Genomic DNA, 18,852 nt, shown 5'->3' on the forward strand with positions numbered 1-18,852 from the left:
ACAATATCTGTTGTATTTAATTATTTTTAAAACGTCCAAGACAGTGTTTCTGAAAAGCCGAGAGCACCTTGGGAAGATGTTCTGGTAAATCTTCGGCGATTAAGCCAATGCCAACATTATTACCTACCTCACCATGCAACCATACCGCTATGGAAGCCGCATCAAATGGTGACATGCCTTGTGCAAGTAAGCCGACGATAAAGCCAGCCAATACATCCCCGGATCCTCCCGTGGCAAGATACGCTGGCGCATTGGCATTGATAATTGCTCGGCCATCTGGCGAGACAATCACCGTATCTGCGCCCTTTAACACCACGACAGCACCGCTTAATTTGGCAGCCATACGCGCTCGCGTTAATTTGTCGTCAGGATGGCTTTTATTAACTTCAGGAAACAGTCGCGCAAACTCGCCTTCGTGGGGGGTCATCACGCAAGGACCATTAATGGCGTCAAACAGAGTTTGTGGGTCTTCTGCAAATGCACTGAGCGCATCCGCATCCAACACGGTGGCACGATTCGTTTCCAGTGCTGTGACCACGATTTTTCGCGTGCGAATCCGTTCAAATCCCGCCAATCCGGCCCCAGGCCCAACGGCAATGGCGTTATATCGCGGATCTAATAGCAACTCTTCAAAATCTTCTTGTTCTTGACTCACCTCTAGCTTCGCTACCATCACGCTCGTCATCGCAGTCGCATAAACAGGCCACGCTTTAATCGGCACCGCCAAAGTCACTAACCCAGCCCCGATTCGCATAGCGCCACGAGCCGTTAAACGACTGGCGCCTGTCATGCTCTCCCCGCCGTAAATCAGCGCATGACCACGGTGGAATTTATGTCCATCCGTCCGCGGCCAAGGGTAATTTCGATACCAAAGCTCAGGACTATTTTCCCATGCTTGAAGGTTTAACTCATTCAACACCATTTCAGGAATACCGATGTCCGCAACCACCAGCTCACCACATAATGCACGACCAGGGAGCAGCAAATGTCCCGGTTTTTTGCGGAAGAATGTCACAGTTAATTCAGCGGGTGCTACAGCTCCAAGCGCCGCACCTGTTGTGCCATCCACGCCACTGGGCACATCCACCGCACAAACGGGCACTTTTCGTGCGATTATAGCGTCAACCATATCGCGAGATTTGCCTTCTAAAGGACGAGTCAAAACCGCACCAAACATGGCATCAATAACCAGATCAGTTTGCTCTAATAAATCAACAGAATAGGCTTCAACCTTAAGGATCCCCACAAATATAGAGTGATGCCCACTTGTTGGTTAAACTATTTTCGCCAAAAAATAAGCCAGACAAGGGGCATCACATTGTTATTATCGAGTTTACTTCCTGACAATTCAATCTCCATTGATAAGCGAACCTATACAGCTTTATCAGATGCAGTATCCTCCGTTAAAGAAGGCGCCAGATTAAGCCTAACGGCAATTGGTAGAAAACTAGGAGAAGACGCTAACGTCATTGAAAAATATTGCATTAAACGAGTTGATCGACTGTTAGGAAACATCCAATTACACCAATGCCGAAATCAATTTTATAAGACCCTTGCCTCTCACTTTTCTTCACAAGAGTTCTTGCCCATCATTGTTGATTGGTCAAGTGTTTATGATTTTAGCTTTGTTTTACTGCGCGCCTCAGTGGCCTTTCAGGGAAGAGCTTTCACCTTATATGAAGAAGTACACCCTGAAGGAGCTATGAATAATCATAAAAGACATGTCGACTTCTTAAATAATTTAAAGCAAATACTTCCCTCTGACTGTACCCCTATTATCTGCACGGACGCAGGATTTAAGGTTCCGTGGTTCAAAGCAATAGAGCAATTAGATTGGTATTGGCTTGCACGTACACGTGGAACGGTAAAATGCCAAACGGATAAACGACCACAATGGACTCTCGTTGACGGTTATCATCATCAAGCCACCACAAAACCAATGGAGTTGTCCGGCTTGCGTCTATCAAAACAACAACAATGGCCTTGTCGTGGTGTTTTGTATAAAAGTCCACGCCCTACAAAGAAAAAAGCAAACCCGTTAAAAGACCAAACTGTAACAATTATAAGAAGTGCTCTAAAGCAAACAGAGAGCCTTGGTTTCTAGTCAGTAACTTGCCAAAAGGCGAGTTTCCTCCTCTTGCTCTAGTCAATATTTATAAGCGCAGAATGACCATCGAAGAAGCATTCCGAGACACGAAGAACGAATATTATGGGCTAGGACTAAAACGTAGCCGAAGCCAATCTATTGAGCGATTACAAACCCTTCTGTTAATTGCCTTACTTGCTCAATGGTGCCTTTACGTCATTGGGAAAGCGGCAGAGATGCAAGGTTATCATCGTCATTTCCAATCAAATACGATAACAACGAGGCGAGTATTGTCTTATTGCTATTTAGCCAAAAGGATCCTGAAAACCTCCCGTTATGAAATAACAGAAAAAATGTTATTTGAGGCGTTAGACCTTCTTCTATTGGAAACCAAGTGCTAGAAATAAATGTGGGGATCCTTAAGGCTTCAACCTCACCTTGCCAAGCCTGATAGAAATATTTGGCTTCAGGCGATAATTTTTCAACAGCCCCCATAAAAGCCAACCGCACAGGCCAGCCAACGGATCCTAGTAACTGAGCGACAACAAAACCATTGCCACCATTATTACCCGGCCCACAAAGCACTAAAACAGAACACTTAGACCAACGCTGCATCAACGCATCCACTACGGTTTTCCCCGCTGCGGCCATTAAATCTATCGCAGGCACACCCGCCACCACTGCGGCTTTGTCTGCCTCAGTCATTTCGCTTGCGGTTAGAAGTAATTGAGTGTTTGGGTTTAACGCATTAATCATGATGTAGTAGTCAACTTATTCCGAATCATAAATGAGATTACTCATCTAGTTTAGCGAGCACCATTACATTATTAAAATGATACGGCCGACTCCAAGTAACTTATAGATCTAAGTATAGCGTTAACATTTGCTCAGTACTAAAAAACCAGACACTGTGTTTAAGATCCGCCGAAATTGGACCCACATATTATTAAAACACTTTCTTTTTTGCAGCAATGTTACCACTTGAAACTGTTTCTTTTTTCATCAGAGTACAGATACAACTTAAAGTTGTATTGAGAAAAAAATAATTAATACTAACTCCTAGCTATCGCATTTAACGGATTAATGACCATGTCTAATATCAATAAAGTTTTTAGCGCTTCTTGTTCCGTAACCAACCTGCCCCAAATGTCAGGCTCCTCAATTTCCTCTATTAAAAGCGGCACTCTGCTTTCCTCCACTGGCCAATGCATTCATTTACGCCCTTACCATACCTTTGGCCGTTCAACTGAATGCCACACTAATCTGGCTGGCGCTGATATTTCGCGTATTCATGCCATTATTTATTGGCAAGACAACAACTGGTATATAGAGGACAGAAGTAAGAATGGCGTCTGGCTCAACAACAACAAAATCCTCAAAGAGCAACCACATCTACTACACGAATCAGACAAAATTATTCTATCTTCTAAAACGGGTGATGCTTTCATCATGGTAAATGACCTTAAACCCTGTGATGTATTAGTCAGCATGGAACGAAATAAAGCAGCAATCTACCTTGAAAGACCTGTCACATCGGTAGAAAAAACGCTTAATCTTTTTTATGAAAATGAAGGTTGGTACATTATTTATGATGATGAAAGAGAAGAAAGCAAGGCCATCCAAGATGGCCACTGTATTTGCATTAACGACTCGCTTTATCGCCTACAAAGCAATCGAATCGAGTACCAAACCTTTGAAAATAAGCCAACCGCTAAATCGCTTGATGATCTCGAATTAAGTTTACATGTTTCTGATAATGAAGAAGAAATCCAACTCCACATAAAGGATAGTAAAAGCGCTTCTGTGATCGAAGGTCACCGTATTCAGAGCCAATTATATTTATTGCTTTGTTTGGCTCGCAAATCCATCGCTGATAAAAACCAAGGCTATTCGGAATGCCATTGCGGCTGGATTAACCTAGATGATCTCTCTAAAGCACTTGGCATCGAACCCGACAACACTCGCATTCGACTTCATCGCCTACGTACAAGAATTCGTGACACCGTCAATTTTAGCGGTGTAGATGCTTGTCAGTTATTGCAACTTCAAGATGGGGAAGTAAGGCTGAATACATCTAAAGTAGAAGTAATCAAAGGAACTCTGTCAGAAACAATGTTAGGAGCACACTGACTATGTCGGTGGTTGCCATACAGAATGAGTTTGTCCATCTTCAGTTTGACTCTGAAGAATATGACCTACAACATAAAATCGGTCAAGGCGGCTTTGGTTCGGTATTTAAGGCTATTCATAAAAAAACCAAACAAACCGTTGCCATAAAATTCCTCCAATTTGCAACACAATCCACTCAGAAACACAGGCAGCAACAATTGGCTCGCTTTGAACGAGAAAGTAATTTCGTTTGCCAGCTGTCCCATCCACATATTGTTCGCTTACTGGATAAAGGCCGCATTGACGACAACACTCTCTATAGTGTTTTTGAGTACGTGGATGGTATTTCACTCAGCGATTACCTCAAACAACATGGCGCCCTAAGTGTGGCAGAAACACACGCCATTATGCTGCAAGTTCTGGACGCCCTAGTACACGCCCACCAGCAAGGCATCATTCATCGCGACATCAAACCCTCTAACATCATGATCTTGCAGACTGGGGCAAAGCATCATATAAAACTATTGGATTTTGGCATCAGTACACTCACGCTAGGACAAAGGGCAGAAGACTATAAGGCCCTCACCATCACCCAAGAGTCCATCGGCACGCCAACTTATTGCGCCCCAGAACAGCTACGCGGTGAGCCTCACTACTTTCAGTGCGGACCTCTACATGTGGGGTCTGGTCTTTATTGAATGTTTAACCGGTGCCCCAGCCATCAATGGTGCCAGCATCGCAGAAATTTATCATAAACACCTCAACGACATTCCAGTGCCGATACCGGCGGCCCTTCATTCACATCCACTGGGCCAACTACTGCAAAGAAGCTTACGCAAAAATGCCAGTGAACGCATCAATAGTGCCCAAGCCCTTTACAATGAATTAAATGAACTGATTACCCACAACTTAGAAGGTCGTTTTCTACCCGTCACATCACAAAACCACGGCCTCGATGACACTCTAGTATTACGTCAAGACGACCCAAACCATTTAGCCGTCAACGCCACTCAAGCCACAGAACGCAAGCAAATTACCACCCTCGCCTTGCGTATTCGCGTCAAAAACCTTGAAGAAGATATCGCTAACACAGACACCGCCGACACAGATGTGGTTGAAACCCTATTTCAAGCCACTCGCAGCCAATGCGTCGATGTCGCCCAGCGCTATGGTGGCTTTCATGTGGGCAATTTAACGGGGTTTTCTGTGTTTTACTTTGGCTACCCAGTTGCCACTGATCACGATGCCCGTTTAGCCGCACGCACCGCATTGGAAATCATCAGCTTAACCAAAAAACAACAGTCCTATATGAGTGCCCGCCACGGCTGCGAATTTGAGCTTAATATCGGTATTCACACTGGCATCTTATTAAAACGCGGCAATACTGTACCCGATGGTTTTGCCAGCCATCACGCCAGTGATCTAGCATTACAGGCACAAGGACAAAGCATTCTGTGCTCCCTTGACACCAAAACCATACTGGACAACTACTATCAGTTTTCCGAGCGTCAATTTTCCGAACACAAAAGCGCACAGCAAAACTACACTCAACTCATCGCCGAACGCGTCATAGAAGCATTTGGCTTTATGCGTGGCGTGCGCAACAACCACCCACTGATCGGACGCGCCACAGAGCTAGACATTTTACGCAGCGCCCTGGAAAACACCACAAACCACAGCAGAATCATTCATTTACACGGTGAAGCGGGAATCGGTAAATCACGTCTCATCCATGAGTTCCGGCAGCTAGAATCCAAGCGAACGCATCATATTTTCCAAGCACTACCAGAACACCAAAACAATGCTCTTTTTCCTATTCTATCCGTTATAAAACGCCTACTAACGTCGCTCTTTAACCAAAAACAAATAGCCAAGGAAAGAATAGCCCAGAAAAAAACAGACCAGCAACAAACAGAGCAGCCACAAAGCCAAGGCAAGCAACTCACTCAGTTGATAGAAAAGGGGAATTTATCTGGACCAACAGCGGAAATCATCACTCTTTTAGCTGCATGGTTAAACATTAATGACATTGAAAACCGTCAGTTATCCAGTCTTGAACCCACTGTACAAAAATCCCTCTTATTTGAAGGATTGACTTATATTCTTACCTGCTATCAGCAGCAAACGGCTCAATCCAGCAAGTCCGCAGAACATGTTTATATTTTTGAAGACATTCACTGGGCAGACGCTACCACTGTAGAATTCATTGCTTATTTAGCAAAGCAAGACAAGATACAAGGCATTATCACCACCTCGCGCCAGTCGGCCCCTGCCGTCTTTGCAAATAATCCGTTGACCCATATTCCACTCGAACAACTAACAGAGACTGCCACAGAAGAATTCATTCATACTCTGTTTGAAGGGGCCAATATTGCCAGCCGAGTAATGACGCTACTGGTGGCTCGCACTGATGGCATTCCGCTTTTCATTGAAGAACTGGTTTCCATGCTCAAGCGTCGTCAATTGGTTCAGCTAACAAAGGGTACTATCGACTTTATTGATCCACAAAAAATCGATGACATTCCCAGCAGCTTGCGCGAGTCTATACAAAACAAAATCGACGGCCTTATCTATGCCAAAGACACCTTACAACTAGCAGCCGCTATTGGTCGCCAATTTGATTACAATCTATTGATCGCCGCGTCTCACTTTAGCGAACGGCAAGTTCAAAACGACTTAGCAGAACTGATCGACAACCAACTCATTATCCAGCAACGTCACGTCGATGGTGACCGTTACCTGTTCAAACACGCCTTGGTACGAGACGCAGGCTATGACAGTATTGAGCGAAAGGCACGACTAGAGCTACATGCACGTATTGCTGAATCCATTATCAATACCACAGAAAACATTGACCGCTTTGTCGCCACCGACCTCGCACAACACTATGAAAAAGCCCAGCAACATGACAAAGCCAGCGCCTACTACTACCAAGCTGCCAGCGAAGCCGAAACCACCTTTGCCGTCAACGATGCCATACACCTATACCAAAGTGCCTTAAATGCTCATCGAAAGATGGCCCCAGAGCAACAGCAGAAAAAAACGCAACAAGAGCAACTCAAAGCCATACTAAAAGGCCTTGCCAACTGCCTCGCTCGGGACGGACAACACGACAATGCCAGACAAATACTGCAAGAATTCATCGGCCTTCTAGAACAAGCAAACAACTACCAAGCCTTAGCCTCGGCACAAATCGCCCTCGGCAAAACCTACGAAGTGGTTCATCAACATGATGATGCACTCAAGCACTACCAAGCGGCTCATGTTTCACTATTAAAAGCGCCCCATTCAGACACGCCGGAAAAATCCGACTGGTGGAAAATTTGGCTAGAGATACAAAGCGCCATCTTGTATGTGCATTATTGGCTAGGAAATACTGATGAAATGAAGTTGATTTTTTCAGAAGTTGAACCTGTTATTCAAATCATTGGGGACAATAAGCAAATTGCCAAATATTATGATGACAAGTTACATATACAGTTTAGAGATAAACGCTATAGACTTACATCAGACGATTTAGATATTGCTAGAAACTCTGTAAAATATGCAAAAAAATGCAATGATAAAGGAATACTATCCAATGCTCTTTTTGTTCTTGGTTTTAGTTTAAATCTTTGCAATGAGTATTTTGAAGCTGAAAAAATATTACATACTGCTCTTGATTTTTCTAAAGCGAATCAGGATAAAGTTCTTCAAACACGTTGCTACACATACCTTTCAGTTTCTTATCGGTTACTGAATAATATAAATTCAACACAAGATTTTGCACAGAAAGCATTAATACTAGCCCATGAAACTAAAATGGATGATTATGTTGCCGTCGCGTTAGCTAATCTAGCCTGGAGCTATTTTACAAAAAAAATACAAACAAGCAGCAACCTATTTGGCACAATGCTTAATCCAATGGAATGATGTGACAACACGCTTAGAATACCCATTTTTATGGTTATCTCATTTACAGGCTATCGCGCTATGCGGTGTAAATAATGACTTTGCGGATAAACACATTCATCAAGTTCCCAATTTTGCGACAATATTACTTGACCCGAGACAAGTTCCCTTTCCACAGACTATCGAACAGCTACTCTTGCTGCTGTCTGATATTAATAATATTTCTCAACGAACTTCTCTCATCGAGAAGCTCACCGAAACCGCGGCCGAACATCGGCTTCTTTAATGGACCTAAAAAAGGAAAAGGCTATGTCAGACTTACAAAACCTTAGCGATGAAGCCATTGCTTCCATGAATGACATTTATGTCATGCTAGCAGAAGACAGCATTGCGTACCTGCCCTATGAGCTTTACTCAGACGAATCCCGCATTATCGAAAAAGTCAATGTCGATGGCACCTTTGCTCAACGCTTCTTTTTAAACAAGGAAGGGGTTTATCCTGCTAATCTAATGGGGCCTGCAGTCACCAAAGTGATTCCATGGAATATAGAACAAGCCGCGGGAAATTCAGGAATCAATCCGGCAGACACCTATCAACCGGGTTATTTTCTCGATTTACGCCAGCTGAAAATGAGTCGTCTTAATATGATACAAATCGCCGACACCGCTCCAGCCGTCGCTGATACGCCCATCCCCAATGGCGCTCTGCCAATAGCCACTAACACCTTTCTTCCTGTACCTAAAGACAAGCAAAGCCAACTAAAAGCTGTGCCAAAAGAGGCGAATTTATATGTAGCCTTCTTTCAAAAGCCGGACAACACGCGCTCTAGCACTGAATGCTATAGTTATTGCGTCAGTTACATTCGTGCAGAAGAAATTAATCAGTATATAGTCGTGCCTAAAACGCCACCAACTCATCAAGACATCTCCATTGAACACCTAAAAACCTATTATGGCGATGCTCAAGTACAGGCAGGAGCAATTAATCCAAAGGATCTTGGGTCAGGTTCCACTACCAAACATAATATTGAATTTGGTTCAGTTGGAGCAATCCCCGCCACATGTTATGTAGCTAACTTAAGAACATTCAAATCTTAACTTAATATCAAGCACCAAAGGCGGACTCCATTTAACGAATCCGCCTAAATTTAATAAAAAAGTCTGGCCCGTTGTAAATAGAATCAGCGATAAGCAAATAGAAAGATAATGATAAAGGATAATCCATTACAAATGCCTCATATCAAAATAATAAACCGCCAGCAACAAGCAAGCCTACAGATTCCCCCCATTCCTCTAGACCTTAGGCAAGGTTATTCTCCTCAAGATCTAGCAAGGCTATACCATTTCCAAAATAATCTAGGGAAAGGACAAACGTCTAAAAAGCTTTCTACGCAAGGACACAGGCTATGAAAACCTATCGTACTGGCACCCATCGTACAGTTTCCCCTGAAGAAACACTTAATAAAATACAGCCTCACTTGGCGGCCATGGGCATTACCCGTCTCGCCAATGTCACTGGGCTGGATGATATTGGTATTCCTGTGATTACCGCGTGTCGCCCTAATGCAAAAGCGGTCGCCGTTTCCCAAGGCAAGGGCATATCCGTGGCGGCAGCCAAGGCCTCGGCCGCGATGGAGGCCATCGAAACCTATCATGCGGAACACATCGACCTGCCGATGCGATTTACCAACTTCACCGAGTTGTCCAAATCTCATACTGTGGTGGATGTGGCTCAAGTCCCCAGAATGAATGTGATGCCCTTTTCACCCGAGACAAAACGTCCTTGGGTTGCAGGAAAAGAGTTAGAATCCGGAGCAGAGGTGTATGTGCCTTATGATCTGGTGCACTGTGACTTTACCGTACCCCTGCCCCCGGTAGTGGTTGCTTTCAGTTAAGTACCAATGGTTTGGCATCGGGCAATACTCGCGAAGAAGCCACCAGCCACGCCTTATGCGAATTAATTGAACGGGATGCCATGACGCTCTGGTCCTTGCTACCCAAACACCAACAGGCCAAGCAAAAGGTGGATTTGTCCAGCATTACTGATGCAACGATTCAAGCGCTGATCAAGCAAATTGAAGACGCGGATGTCATGGTGAGTGTGTGGAATGTCACCTCGGACCTGAATATTCCGACTTTCTTTTGCACCATTATTAATCGACAAGAAAGCCAGCATCGCCCTCTTTACCCTATGTCTGGCTCTGGCACTCATCTTGATAAACATGTGGCCATAATGCGCGCCATCACAGAAGCGGTGCAAACTCGCTTAACCCTGATCTCTGGCTCCCGTGACGATGCCAGTTTAAAAGACTATAAATCTCGTCAAAACATGGCGTACCAAGAGTTAGTCCGTTCAGAGCTAATGGATACCCCTTCTTATATTGATTTCAACCACATAGACTCTTGGCTGCATGACACCATAGAAGAAGATTTGGCTTTGCTGGTTGCTCAACTGAAAAAACACAATCTGCCTGCGCCTATTATGATCGACCTCACCAAGCCCGAATTTGATATTCCCGTTGTGCGCGTTATCGCTCCCGGTTTGGAAGGCATACACGATGTATTGGGTTATGTTTTTGGGCAACGGGCGCTGAACTTCTCTTTAAAACAAGAAAACCAAGAGCGACAAGAACATCAGAAACGCCGAGAACAAATCGTTAATAGCCAAAGTAAGGAAAGCGTGATTGTCTTTGCAGGCCCTTCTCTTAGCCGAAAAAAAGCCCTAGAGATCCTGCCCAATGCCGATGTTCGCCCACCAGCGAAACAAGGCGATCTTTACCTTGCCACCTTAGACAAGCCGCAAATCATCGTCTTGATTGATGGTTTTTTCGAATCGGTGCCAGCAGTCTGGCATAAAGAAATTCTTCACGCCATGTCCATTGGTATTCATGTCTACGGCAGCTCTAGTATGGGGGCGTTAAGAGCCGCTGAGTTAAATGTGTTTGGCATGGTCGGCTCAGGGCAAATATATGAGCGCTATGCCAGCGGTGAATACGAAGACGATGATGAAGTGGCGCTTACTCACGGTCCCGCCGAGCTGAACTATATGTTGGTATCAAGAGCCATGGTGGATTTACGCCACGACCTTGCTGGCGCCTGCAACGAAGGAATACTTACCCATGCACAGGCAGAGATACTTGAAAAACAACTCAAATCCCTCTGGTATCCAGAACGCACACACACGCAATTATGCTCTTTTGCCCAAGACCTGCTCTCCACCCAGCACTCTACCCAAGGCATAGCCTCTGATAAGCTAGAAGCATTGCGCCTATTTTTAAAACAACACAGCCAATCTTTGAAAGAACTAGACGCTATTCACTTGCTCAAAGACATTGCCAAGATAGACCTCAACACTCTAGCAGCAAAAACCGTCAGTTATGTACTGCAAGAAAATGATGCTTGGTACACCCTGATCAATGATGTGGTTAAACAACGCCAACCCAAAATTGACATTAACTTGCCCAGCCCAACAGAACCAATTAAGCACTTGGAAGAAGACAAGCTACCAGCAAAGCTAAGAGTCCTTGCCTTAGAACGCGCTCAGGAGCTTGGTATAGACGTGAAACCTTGGATTCGCCCTGCCTTTCATAAAGTAGCTTTAGCTTGGCAATGTATCTCAGAAGATAACAGAGTAGAGTTTGAGAAGATGAGCCAAAAAATTCAGGCCTTAACACTCACCACCCAACAATTTGACCAATGGATAGAACGCGAGGCGCTGCTGATGGCCTACGCCGACCAAATAGCCATTCAAGCAGAACACATCTTAGATGAAAGCCTCATTCGAACCGCTATTTAAAGCGCTGTTCAAATATCTATTCAAATAGGTGCGAAGGAGGCATCACCGATGATTTATTAACCCTAGCGTCTTCAATCAAGCATTAAGACGTAACTTGTCGTGGTGGTTTTTTTGTCGGCCTAAAGGCACGACTTACTACAGGTTCAAGCATTTTTAGTCAAGGTAGTTGGTAAACATTACCAGTGAGTAACGTTTTCCCGCGTTCATTTTGCTCACTCCGTGAACAAGATTACCCGAATGAAGCAAGGCCTCTCCTTGCTTCCAAGCTGCCCTTTCTAGATTATCGCCATTTAACATCACAAAATAGCCACCGGAAAAATCGGATTGATCGTTCAAGGCAATGACACAGGTGTAAGCACAAATATCGTGATGAAAAGGTATTAATGGCCTTGTTTCTTCCGAATAAAGGCGAAGAAATAGCGAATACCCGAGCTGAGACGATAGCTTATGAGAAAGCGAGTTATCAAGCACGTTAGGAAGGTCAAGAATGGTCTGACAAGTTTCCTTTCCAACCAATTGGGAAAGCAATTCGAAAGACACATCGACCTGATATTCAGGAAAATCATCAACACTATCAATGACGGCGGAAGAGATATTGTCATCAATAAACTGAACTAATGCTGAGCACTGAAGCTCCGTCAGCACCAGAATATGTTCTTTTAGATGAAAACGATTCGACTCAACTGTATTTGTCTGATTGCCATAGCCTCTCACAACATCTTTTTCTGCTTGGGTGGCAAACTGTGGGTTAGCGTTTTCCAACAGATATTTTTTTATAACAGGGCATTCAAGACGACGATAACGCTTGTATGCCCGATGTTCTAGCCAATCAATTTTCTCTTTGATGCATTCAAAACTAACAAGAGGATGATGAATCGGTTGAGCAACCGCCGCGTAAAATATCCATTCGTCGTTTAAGCTATCCTGTGACTCATATGTCGTATTCAACACGTCTGGTCTTGAAATCGACGGGAGATCAATCTGAAAAGCCATCACAACCCCCTTTCCAGCAAGACGATGCCGTTGATAGCCACTGACAATATGCATAGCACCGCATTCTATTTCTACAGCCATTCGCTCTTTTGACTGCAAACACATTTGTGCGCCCGTATTGAAATCAATTCTGATATAAATACACAATGATGCCTCGCCGCGGGCGAACTCTTCCTTGGCATGCTGTTCGATACTTAAAATCACTGGTAATGTCACGGTGGCTCTTTCAAGCGCAACACCCTCGCTCATAAGGTATCTATAGACTCTCTCTATTGCATCCTTAAAAACTTTCCAGCCACGACAGTCGATAAGTGATTGAGCATTTCCACTTTCTTTTTCGCACCAATGCTTTAACTGCGGATCATCGATTACAGCTCGATATTGCTGCCATGCGGCCCGACTCGAAAAGTGCTGAAAATACGCATTTCGCCATAGGACATGCTGCTCAATATCGGGTAAAGAAATATCATCTTTTTCAGAGTACAAATCGGTTAATTCAGCAATGGGTGTCTTAAAACCATTCATGTCAGTATTCCTTTCAACCTCTTCCATTTAAATAAAACAACAAAATAAAGTTGTAAAAATAATTTCGACACTTTAACCTAATTAAATAGATTAATCACTGTAAAAACATAAGTGGTGAAACATTAATGTTAAATCAACGATTACAAAATAAATCAAAAAGGAATTAAAAATGGCTATCGATATTTGGTTCCCACTCGCAATATACTATGAAGATATTGCAAACTCTGCAGATTATAAAAACAGCATGCTGGATAAGATCTACTCACTTAAAAACAAAGTAGTGACAAAAAGAACCAACGATCAATCCAGTTGGACGGGAGATGTACACGATATAGATCAGCTACACAATGACGTAGATTTTTCTTGGCTCACAACAGAAGTTAAAAAACACGCAATGATATACCTTAAAACGCTTGGATTGGATCTGAGCAAGATTGATATTTATGCCCAGCGTTCCTGGCCCATCATCGCCGAAAAAGGACAAAGCGTATCCAGACACACTCACCCTAATGCTAACTTAAGTGTTGTGTACTATGTCTCGGTAGGAACTGGAGCCGACCAGGAGCAACACGTTTTTTTAACGTCAATAAATATAATGAACTCTCTGGAAGCCTTAGTTCTAGCATGACTGAAGCCTATTGTGATTTTAATGCACTGAATTTTGAACAGGTTGATTACGCACCGAAAGAAGGTCGAATTGTGATTTTCCCATCCAAACAACCCCATGATGTAACAACAAATCAATGCGATGACCCAAGGGTGTCGATTTCATATGACCTAGTGATTACCGCTAAAAAACAAACCGACGGCGGGACTCCAGAGTTCCTGATGCCCTCACCTGACCGCTGGGTAAAACTGTAATACGCTTCAATTTAGTCTTCTTTCATCAGGCTAATTTTCATCTAACACAACTCAAGTAATTGATAAATATTAGCCTTTTTGTCTCTCTTCGTATGCGATAGCCCTCCAAAAAATCCGTGTAACATTGTGTAATTTACTTATTTACTTTTAAGTATAACTATAAGTCGTCCAAATATAATAAAAAGACAATACTGAAATTTTAGAAAATAAAGAGCAATACAAGATCATTTTTTTAAAAGACCTGTCGAACGCTATTTACTTTTTAATGCTTTATAAGGGAGGGTAAATCGTCAAGGCAGACAATATGGAAACATAATAGAGAGGATTAAAAAATGAGTAACACATTAACGGCAGAACATAAAAAAAATCAACTAACCGAACTTGCAAAACATAATATTGTGCAAGCTGACATTATTCCTGAAATCAACACATCAGGATCCGGTAATGGCGTTGTATTATCGTCGAATGTCAACGAATCACACTATGCCCCTTCTGGTTGGGTAATGGCGACCAGTATCAAGGACCTCAAAGACAAGCTTGGGGTTAAAGACGATGAAATCGATGCTGGTACTAAATCTGATCATCACATCAACTACCCACCAGAACCTTCCTCAACTTTATTAAAGTTGCATAAAGATTCCCCTGATGGCTGTTCATTTGAACGCAATCTACACGAAAGCTATAAGCAGGATGCCCATCACCTTGCCAACGCCACACTTGCCTACGTCATGGGACACTCCCAAAAAGTAAAAAAATACGAAGACGCCATCAACAAAGTCAGCTTCCCTAAACCAATGACGATTCCAGTTTTTGCGGCGGAAAATGTCACTGTTTCTCCGGGTAACCCCTTAATACTAAAAAGCGAAGATAACAAACCAATTGTGGTGAATTTTGGCACTGTCACTGTAGAACAAGGTGGTGAGATCCAGATTATTGGTGGCTCCACACAATGGACCTCTCAAGTCTTTACCCAAAAATAGCATGAGCAACTGTTTTAACTCATAACCATTTTTTACTTTTCAAAGGGACAAGATCATGACTACAACTTTCAGATTTGGCGCAGACAATGGCTCTAACGGACAACCAGGTGGTGTGGGTAGCACTGGCGGCCCTGGTTCAGATGGCAACACAAGTACTCAGTCGGGAGGTAAAGGCGCAAAGTGCACACAACAACCTACCAATGGTTCTCAAGGTGGAACTGGCGGGGTTGGGGGAAAAGGTGGCGACGGTACAAATGGCCTAAATTATGGCGGTGGATCAGTGTCACTGGGCAGTGTTACGGGTGCAATTACTATTTTATACGGAGCAGGCAATGGTGGTGCTGGTGGTGCTGGTGGTAATGGCGGTGCTGGTGGTCAAGGCGGCAAAGCAGGCAATTGCACAGATTTATGCACCCCTGCAAGTAATGGCGTTCAAGGTGTCGGTGGTGCTGGCGGCAATGGCGGCACAGGCGGCAATGGTGGCAACTCGGCAGATTTATATGTGACGGCCTCAAACAATGCGCAAGTAAGCATAACTTACTCGACAGGTCTTGCCGGAACAGGTGGTACTGGCGGTGCTCCCGGCCAGGGAACAGGGAATAACGGTAGCGGTTCCGTTGGAAGCAATGGTCAAAACGGCACCGTCGGCAAGGTGTATGTAACCACCGCTTAATTGAACACGTTGATTTGGCTTATCAAATCAACAATTAAACATACATTTCTAATAGCAAGCACGCGTCACATTGTCGTTCTGATATACAAGAGGCACGTGCTTGCTACTACTTACAGAGGGAACAAGTATGAGTAATCTGTTAAACATAATCGCGAATGGAATAAATGGTGTCGATGGCAAACCTGGAGCGATTGGCTCTGTAGGCGCGACAGGTGAAAACGGCCATGACAGCTCTTCAAAAAGTAGCTGCAGTGGTAGCAGTTGTGTACCCGCCACAAAAGGCGGTGAAGGGGCTCCAGGCGGTAAAGGCGGAGAAGCGCAAAATGGCGAAGCTGGCACCAGCGCAAAAATGGTGACCTTTCGAGCCAAAAGCTACAGCCAAAACCTTACCGTCAATATTGAGTTAGCAGGTGGCAATGGCGGAGCTGGTGGCACTGGCGGCACTGGTGGTACGGGTGGCAATGGCGGTGCGGGGGGCACTACCAGCGGATCAGCCTGTAAAGGCGAGACACCGGCGAATGGTGGTAATGGCGGTAACGGCAATAATGGTGGCACAGGCGGAAACGGTGGTGCTGGTGGTAACGGCGGCGTAGCACTCGTTCAATATCAAACGGGTAATAGCTTACCTCTTAATGTGTCAGTGAATACCTTAGGCGGTGCTGGTGGTGCTGGTGGTGCTAGCGGTCAAGGTGGGCAAGGAGGACTTGGTGGTGCAGCGGGCACGAATGGAAGTAAAACGGGTAATGCAGGAACGCCTGGACAAAATGGACTCAACGGCGGTGGCGGTAGCCCAGGCCAAGTAGGCAGCAATGGACAACAGAGTGTCACTGCAGCTGAGATCGATTCTTACGCTCAACTCGTTAGTCAATATGCTGTTCCTGCATCAAATCAGTACACCGGATTAAATGGCGCCACCACCTTAGATGCCTCAGCCACATCAGGCATTGTGCCCTTCCTAACGATTGCAGGTGATATGGACTCAATGCGTGAAATGATTGGCTCCAAATCTGTCAATATTACTCATATGTATGATCATTCGTGCTTACAAGAGTTATCGACTAAGTCTAGAAAAGACCTCGACCGAAGTGAGTTCCACCAATTGCTAGCTCCGACGATGAGTTATTTACTGGGAGATACGCAAAAAGTGGCAGCGGTTAAACCCCTACTGGACGATACGATGGCTCAAAAACAGATCGCTATTTTTGCCATTAAGAACGTTGAGATTCCAGCAGGTGGGCTGACAATCACGACGTCGGAAGATGGGCCTAATCTAGTTCTTCTCATCACAGAAACAATATCAACTGGTGATATTTCTCTCTCCCCTATGCTGGGGTTAACCGTTAATACTGACCAACTAACGGGTAATTAATATGTATCCTTTAAACGATAGATACCGTACTTCAGACGACAGTGATTCAGTTTTTGATTCTGCCATCGCGGTTGATTTACTACCACTGGCGCAATTGGCAATGACCTCAAGTGACCTGACTAATGTATTCCTGCCACCGGGTTGGAATAAATTAGCCATTGTAAACTGTGCCCCGCAGCCATTTCAGTATCCTGGTGTTAAAGGCTTTTTAGCGTCCGGTCGCGTGGGGAACGATACCAGCACATCCGCCGTCTTGGCGTTGGGTATCGACTGGTCAAGCTGGATGCAGTATTACATGAATGGTTCAATTCAAGGCACGCCTGTCTCTTCATGGACAGGCGCACCGTCTGGTTCCCTGATCTCTTTTACCTATAACGCCATGTATAATGCAGTACGAGCGTCGTTGTGGGACAGTCTCAAGTTTCTTTCTGGTAAAAAACTAAGAGTCACAGGGGTGAGTTTATCTGGCCCTTTGGCGCAAATGGCGGCGCTGGATCTAAGGTCTGGCAACAAAGGCCCCACTCAACAGAGCGCGCCAGGTAACGTAGAAAGCTATGCCTTTTCAACAGGTGCCATTGCCAATTCAGTGTTTGCCGCCTATCTAAAAAACGAGGTGCCAAATAGCTACGCCATAATAGCGGGAACGGAAGACAACAAAATTGACTTCTTTCCGCTCAATAATAACAGTGAATTAAATAGCGAACTTGGCGAATTAATCGAGGCTCTCTTCTTCATTGCCAGAGTTTGACGTACCTTGGATAGAACGCTCTGCAGACTTCTATCTAAAAGCCATGAATGGCGCCCCAAATCCACCACCTTCTCAATCAGGTGCCGTTGAGCAAGTTCCAGGCTTTAGTCGTCAGCTTGCTTTTCAATTTGCCAATTTATGCGCCGTGAGTTATCAGCGCTTTCAACATCCGAATGCGCAAACCATGAACATCTCACCCTATAGCGTTGGAAAAAGCATCACCGCAAATGGTATAAACTTTGCCACTATTTATACCAGTGTGGATAGTTTAGCGGTTGCCTTTCGTGGTGCCTGTACTTGGCAAGAATTTGCAGACTACGTATCCAACTCCCAAACCAAAACCATCACCATAAGTGGTACCAATGTCAGTGTTCACACTGGCACCGCCAATCTATTTTATGGACCGAGTGATACAGGTGACTCGACTACCTTTAAAGAAAAGCTGCTTAGCGAAATTCAAGCAGCACTTGGTGATCGCACCAATCTCTACTTTACGGGTCATGACATAGGCGGAGCGGTTGCTAACCTAGCAGCATTGGATTTTGAAAGCTCCAACTCACTATCAATTACATCAGTTTATACCTTTGGTGCGACACCAACCGGAGGCCCTGATCTCAAAAACTTAATGGCAAATACTTTTAGCCAGGCATGCTTTCAAGTAAACCGTTCCATCGACCCGTTTGCCAAACTCTCAAACGTGCTGATTGGCTATGCAAGCCTTGATACGCAAGTTAGCGTCACCGGCATTCCGGTAAATGACTGTTATCCATACCATTCCATTAAGTCATATTCCAATCTGCTTGATCCTAAGGAGTAGGCAT

18 protein-coding genes and 1 pseudogene are annotated in these 18,852 nt (G+C 44.4%); 16 read left to right on the forward strand and 3 right to left on the reverse strand.

All coding sequences use genetic code 11. The features are described from left to right. Window positions 1-16: 16 nt before the first annotated feature. A complete protein-coding gene (locus tag AC0L6V_RS09640; protein WP_265218987.1) occupies window positions 17-1,246 on the reverse strand; it encodes an NAD(P)H-hydrate dehydratase in 1,230 nt (409 codons plus the stop codon). 72 nt (window positions 1,247-1,318) lie between these two features. Between AC0L6V_RS09640 and AC0L6V_RS09645 the strand changes: the two genes are divergently transcribed. Then, entirely contained in the window at window positions 1,319-2,104 is a 786-nt protein-coding gene (locus tag AC0L6V_RS09645; RefSeq protein WP_409419169.1) for an IS4 family transposase, read from the forward strand. An 8-nt stretch (window positions 2,105-2,112) separates the two neighbouring features. Next, window positions 2,113-2,220: pseudogene (locus AC0L6V_RS09650) on the forward strand (transposase); the annotation flags it as partial. Between the two features lie 82 nt (window positions 2,221-2,302). Here AC0L6V_RS09650 and AC0L6V_RS09655 read toward each other — a convergent pair. Then, entirely contained in the window at window positions 2,303-2,842 is a 540-nt protein-coding gene (locus AC0L6V_RS09655; protein ID WP_418138972.1) for an NAD(P)H-hydrate epimerase, read from the reverse strand. 333 nt (window positions 2,843-3,175) lie between these two features. Here AC0L6V_RS09655 and AC0L6V_RS09660 point away from each other — a divergent pair, with 333 nt between their 5' ends. The 7 genes from AC0L6V_RS09660 (at window position 3,176) to AC0L6V_RS09690 (ending at window position 11,882) form a co-directional block, all read left to right on the forward strand. Then, entirely contained in the window at window positions 3,176-4,216 is a 1,041-nt protein-coding gene (locus AC0L6V_RS09660; protein WP_265218984.1) for an FHA domain-containing protein, read from the forward strand. Between the two features lie 2 nt (window positions 4,217-4,218). Then, the gene (locus tag AC0L6V_RS09665) at window positions 4,219-4,893 is read left to right on the forward strand and encodes a serine/threonine protein kinase (protein ID WP_418138973.1); all 675 of its coding nucleotides are present in this window, start codon (window positions 4,219-4,221) and stop codon (window positions 4,891-4,893) included. Beyond that, window positions 4,871-8,107, forward strand: a complete 3,237-nt coding sequence (locus tag AC0L6V_RS09670; RefSeq protein ID WP_265218982.1) for an AAA family ATPase — start codon at window positions 4,871-4,873, stop codon at window positions 8,105-8,107. Before AC0L6V_RS09665 ends, AC0L6V_RS09670 begins: the two co-directional genes overlap by 23 nt. 1 nt (window position 8,108) lies before the next feature. Continuing rightward, window positions 8,109-8,372, forward strand: a complete 264-nt coding sequence (locus tag AC0L6V_RS09675) for a hypothetical protein (RefSeq protein WP_265218981.1) — start codon at window positions 8,109-8,111, stop codon at window positions 8,370-8,372. A gap of 23 nt (window positions 8,373-8,395) precedes the next feature. After that, window positions 8,396-9,184 (forward strand): hypothetical protein, encoded by a 789-nt coding sequence (locus AC0L6V_RS09680; protein ID WP_265218979.1) that lies wholly within the window; start codon window positions 8,396-8,398, stop codon window positions 9,182-9,184. Window positions 9,185-9,492: 308 nt separating this feature from the next. Next, entirely contained in the window at window positions 9,493-9,981 is a 489-nt protein-coding gene (locus tag AC0L6V_RS09685; protein ID WP_418138974.1) for a YcaO-like family protein, read from the forward strand. 11 nt (window positions 9,982-9,992) lie between these two features. Continuing rightward, window positions 9,993-11,882, forward strand: coding sequence for a YcaO-like family protein (locus tag AC0L6V_RS09690; RefSeq protein WP_418138975.1), 1,890 nt, complete (start codon window positions 9,993-9,995; stop codon window positions 11,880-11,882). Window positions 11,883-12,035: 153 nt separating this feature from the next. On the opposite strand, the gene AC0L6V_RS09695 is transcribed toward AC0L6V_RS09690, so the two are convergent. Further along, a complete protein-coding gene (locus AC0L6V_RS09695; protein ID WP_265218974.1) occupies window positions 12,036-13,400 on the reverse strand; it encodes a 2OG-Fe(II) oxygenase in 1,365 nt (454 codons plus the stop codon). Between the two features lie 169 nt (window positions 13,401-13,569). Between AC0L6V_RS09695 and AC0L6V_RS09700 the strand changes: the two genes are divergently transcribed. From AC0L6V_RS09700 to AC0L6V_RS09730, 7 genes are all read left to right on the forward strand, one after another. Next, window positions 13,570-14,028 carry a TIGR02466 family protein gene (locus AC0L6V_RS09700; RefSeq protein ID WP_265218973.1) on the forward strand — a complete coding sequence of 153 codons (459 nt, stop codon included), beginning with the start codon at window positions 13,570-13,572 and terminating at the stop codon, window positions 14,026-14,028. Further along, window positions 14,025-14,261, forward strand: a complete 237-nt coding sequence (locus AC0L6V_RS09705) for a 2OG-Fe(II) oxygenase family protein (RefSeq protein ID WP_265218972.1) — start codon at window positions 14,025-14,027, stop codon at window positions 14,259-14,261. Before AC0L6V_RS09700 ends, AC0L6V_RS09705 begins: the two co-directional genes overlap by 4 nt. Before the next feature lie 332 nt (window positions 14,262-14,593). Continuing rightward, window positions 14,594-15,241, forward strand: coding sequence for a hypothetical protein (locus AC0L6V_RS09710; RefSeq protein WP_265218971.1), 648 nt, complete (start codon window positions 14,594-14,596; stop codon window positions 15,239-15,241). A 55-nt stretch (window positions 15,242-15,296) separates the two neighbouring features. Next, the gene (locus AC0L6V_RS09715) at window positions 15,297-15,914 is read left to right on the forward strand and encodes a hypothetical protein (RefSeq protein ID WP_265218969.1); all 618 of its coding nucleotides are present in this window, start codon (window positions 15,297-15,299) and stop codon (window positions 15,912-15,914) included. 127 nt (window positions 15,915-16,041) lie between these two features. Next, window positions 16,042-17,283: a hypothetical protein gene (locus AC0L6V_RS09720; RefSeq protein WP_409419732.1), complete on the forward strand. Its 1,242-nt coding sequence runs from the start codon at window positions 16,042-16,044 to the stop codon at window positions 17,281-17,283. Between the two features lies 1 nt (window position 17,284). Next, window positions 17,285-18,031 (forward strand): lipase family protein, encoded by a 747-nt coding sequence (locus tag AC0L6V_RS09725; protein ID WP_265218966.1) that lies wholly within the window; start codon window positions 17,285-17,287, stop codon window positions 18,029-18,031. Beyond that, entirely contained in the window at window positions 18,018-18,848 is an 831-nt protein-coding gene (locus AC0L6V_RS09730) for a lipase family protein (RefSeq protein ID WP_265218965.1), read from the forward strand. The genes AC0L6V_RS09725 and AC0L6V_RS09730 overlap by 14 nt, the downstream gene beginning before the upstream one ends. Window positions 18,849-18,852: the final 4 nt, after the last annotated feature.

Source organism: Marinomonas sp. G8-14 (genome assembly GCF_055808935.1).

Bases quoted from the DNA above. Each gene is read 5' to 3' on its own strand.
- AC0L6V_RS09680 (WP_265218979.1), top strand. From the start codon at position 8,396: ATGTCAGACTTACAAAACCTTAGCGATGAAGCCATTGCTTCCATGAAT.
- AC0L6V_RS09670 (WP_265218982.1), top strand. From the start codon at position 4,871: ATGTGGGGTCTGGTCTTTATTGAATGTTTAACCGGTGCCCCAGCCATC.
- AC0L6V_RS09695 (WP_265218974.1), bottom strand. From the start codon at position 13,400: ATGAATGGTTTTAAGACACCCATTGCTGAATTAACCGATTTGTACTCT.
- AC0L6V_RS09720 (WP_409419732.1), top strand. From the start codon at position 16,042: ATGAGTAATCTGTTAAACATAATCGCGAATGGAATAAATGGTGTCGAT.
- AC0L6V_RS09700 (WP_265218973.1), top strand. From the start codon at position 13,570: ATGGCTATCGATATTTGGTTCCCACTCGCAATATACTATGAAGATATT.
- AC0L6V_RS09705 (WP_265218972.1), top strand. From the start codon at position 14,025: ATGACTGAAGCCTATTGTGATTTTAATGCACTGAATTTTGAACAGGTT.
- AC0L6V_RS09710 (WP_265218971.1), top strand. From the start codon at position 14,594: ATGAGTAACACATTAACGGCAGAACATAAAAAAAATCAACTAACCGAA.
- AC0L6V_RS09685 (WP_418138974.1), top strand. From the start codon at position 9,493: ATGAAAACCTATCGTACTGGCACCCATCGTACAGTTTCCCCTGAAGAA.
- AC0L6V_RS09655 (WP_418138972.1), bottom strand. From the start codon at position 2,842: ATGATTAATGCGTTAAACCCAAACACTCAATTACTTCTAACCGCAAGC.
- AC0L6V_RS09665 (WP_418138973.1), top strand. From the start codon at position 4,219: ATGTCGGTGGTTGCCATACAGAATGAGTTTGTCCATCTTCAGTTTGAC.
- AC0L6V_RS09660 (WP_265218984.1), top strand. From the start codon at position 3,176: ATGTCTAATATCAATAAAGTTTTTAGCGCTTCTTGTTCCGTAACCAAC.
- AC0L6V_RS09715 (WP_265218969.1), top strand. From the start codon at position 15,297: ATGACTACAACTTTCAGATTTGGCGCAGACAATGGCTCTAACGGACAA.
- AC0L6V_RS09725 (WP_265218966.1), top strand. From the start codon at position 17,285: ATGTATCCTTTAAACGATAGATACCGTACTTCAGACGACAGTGATTCA.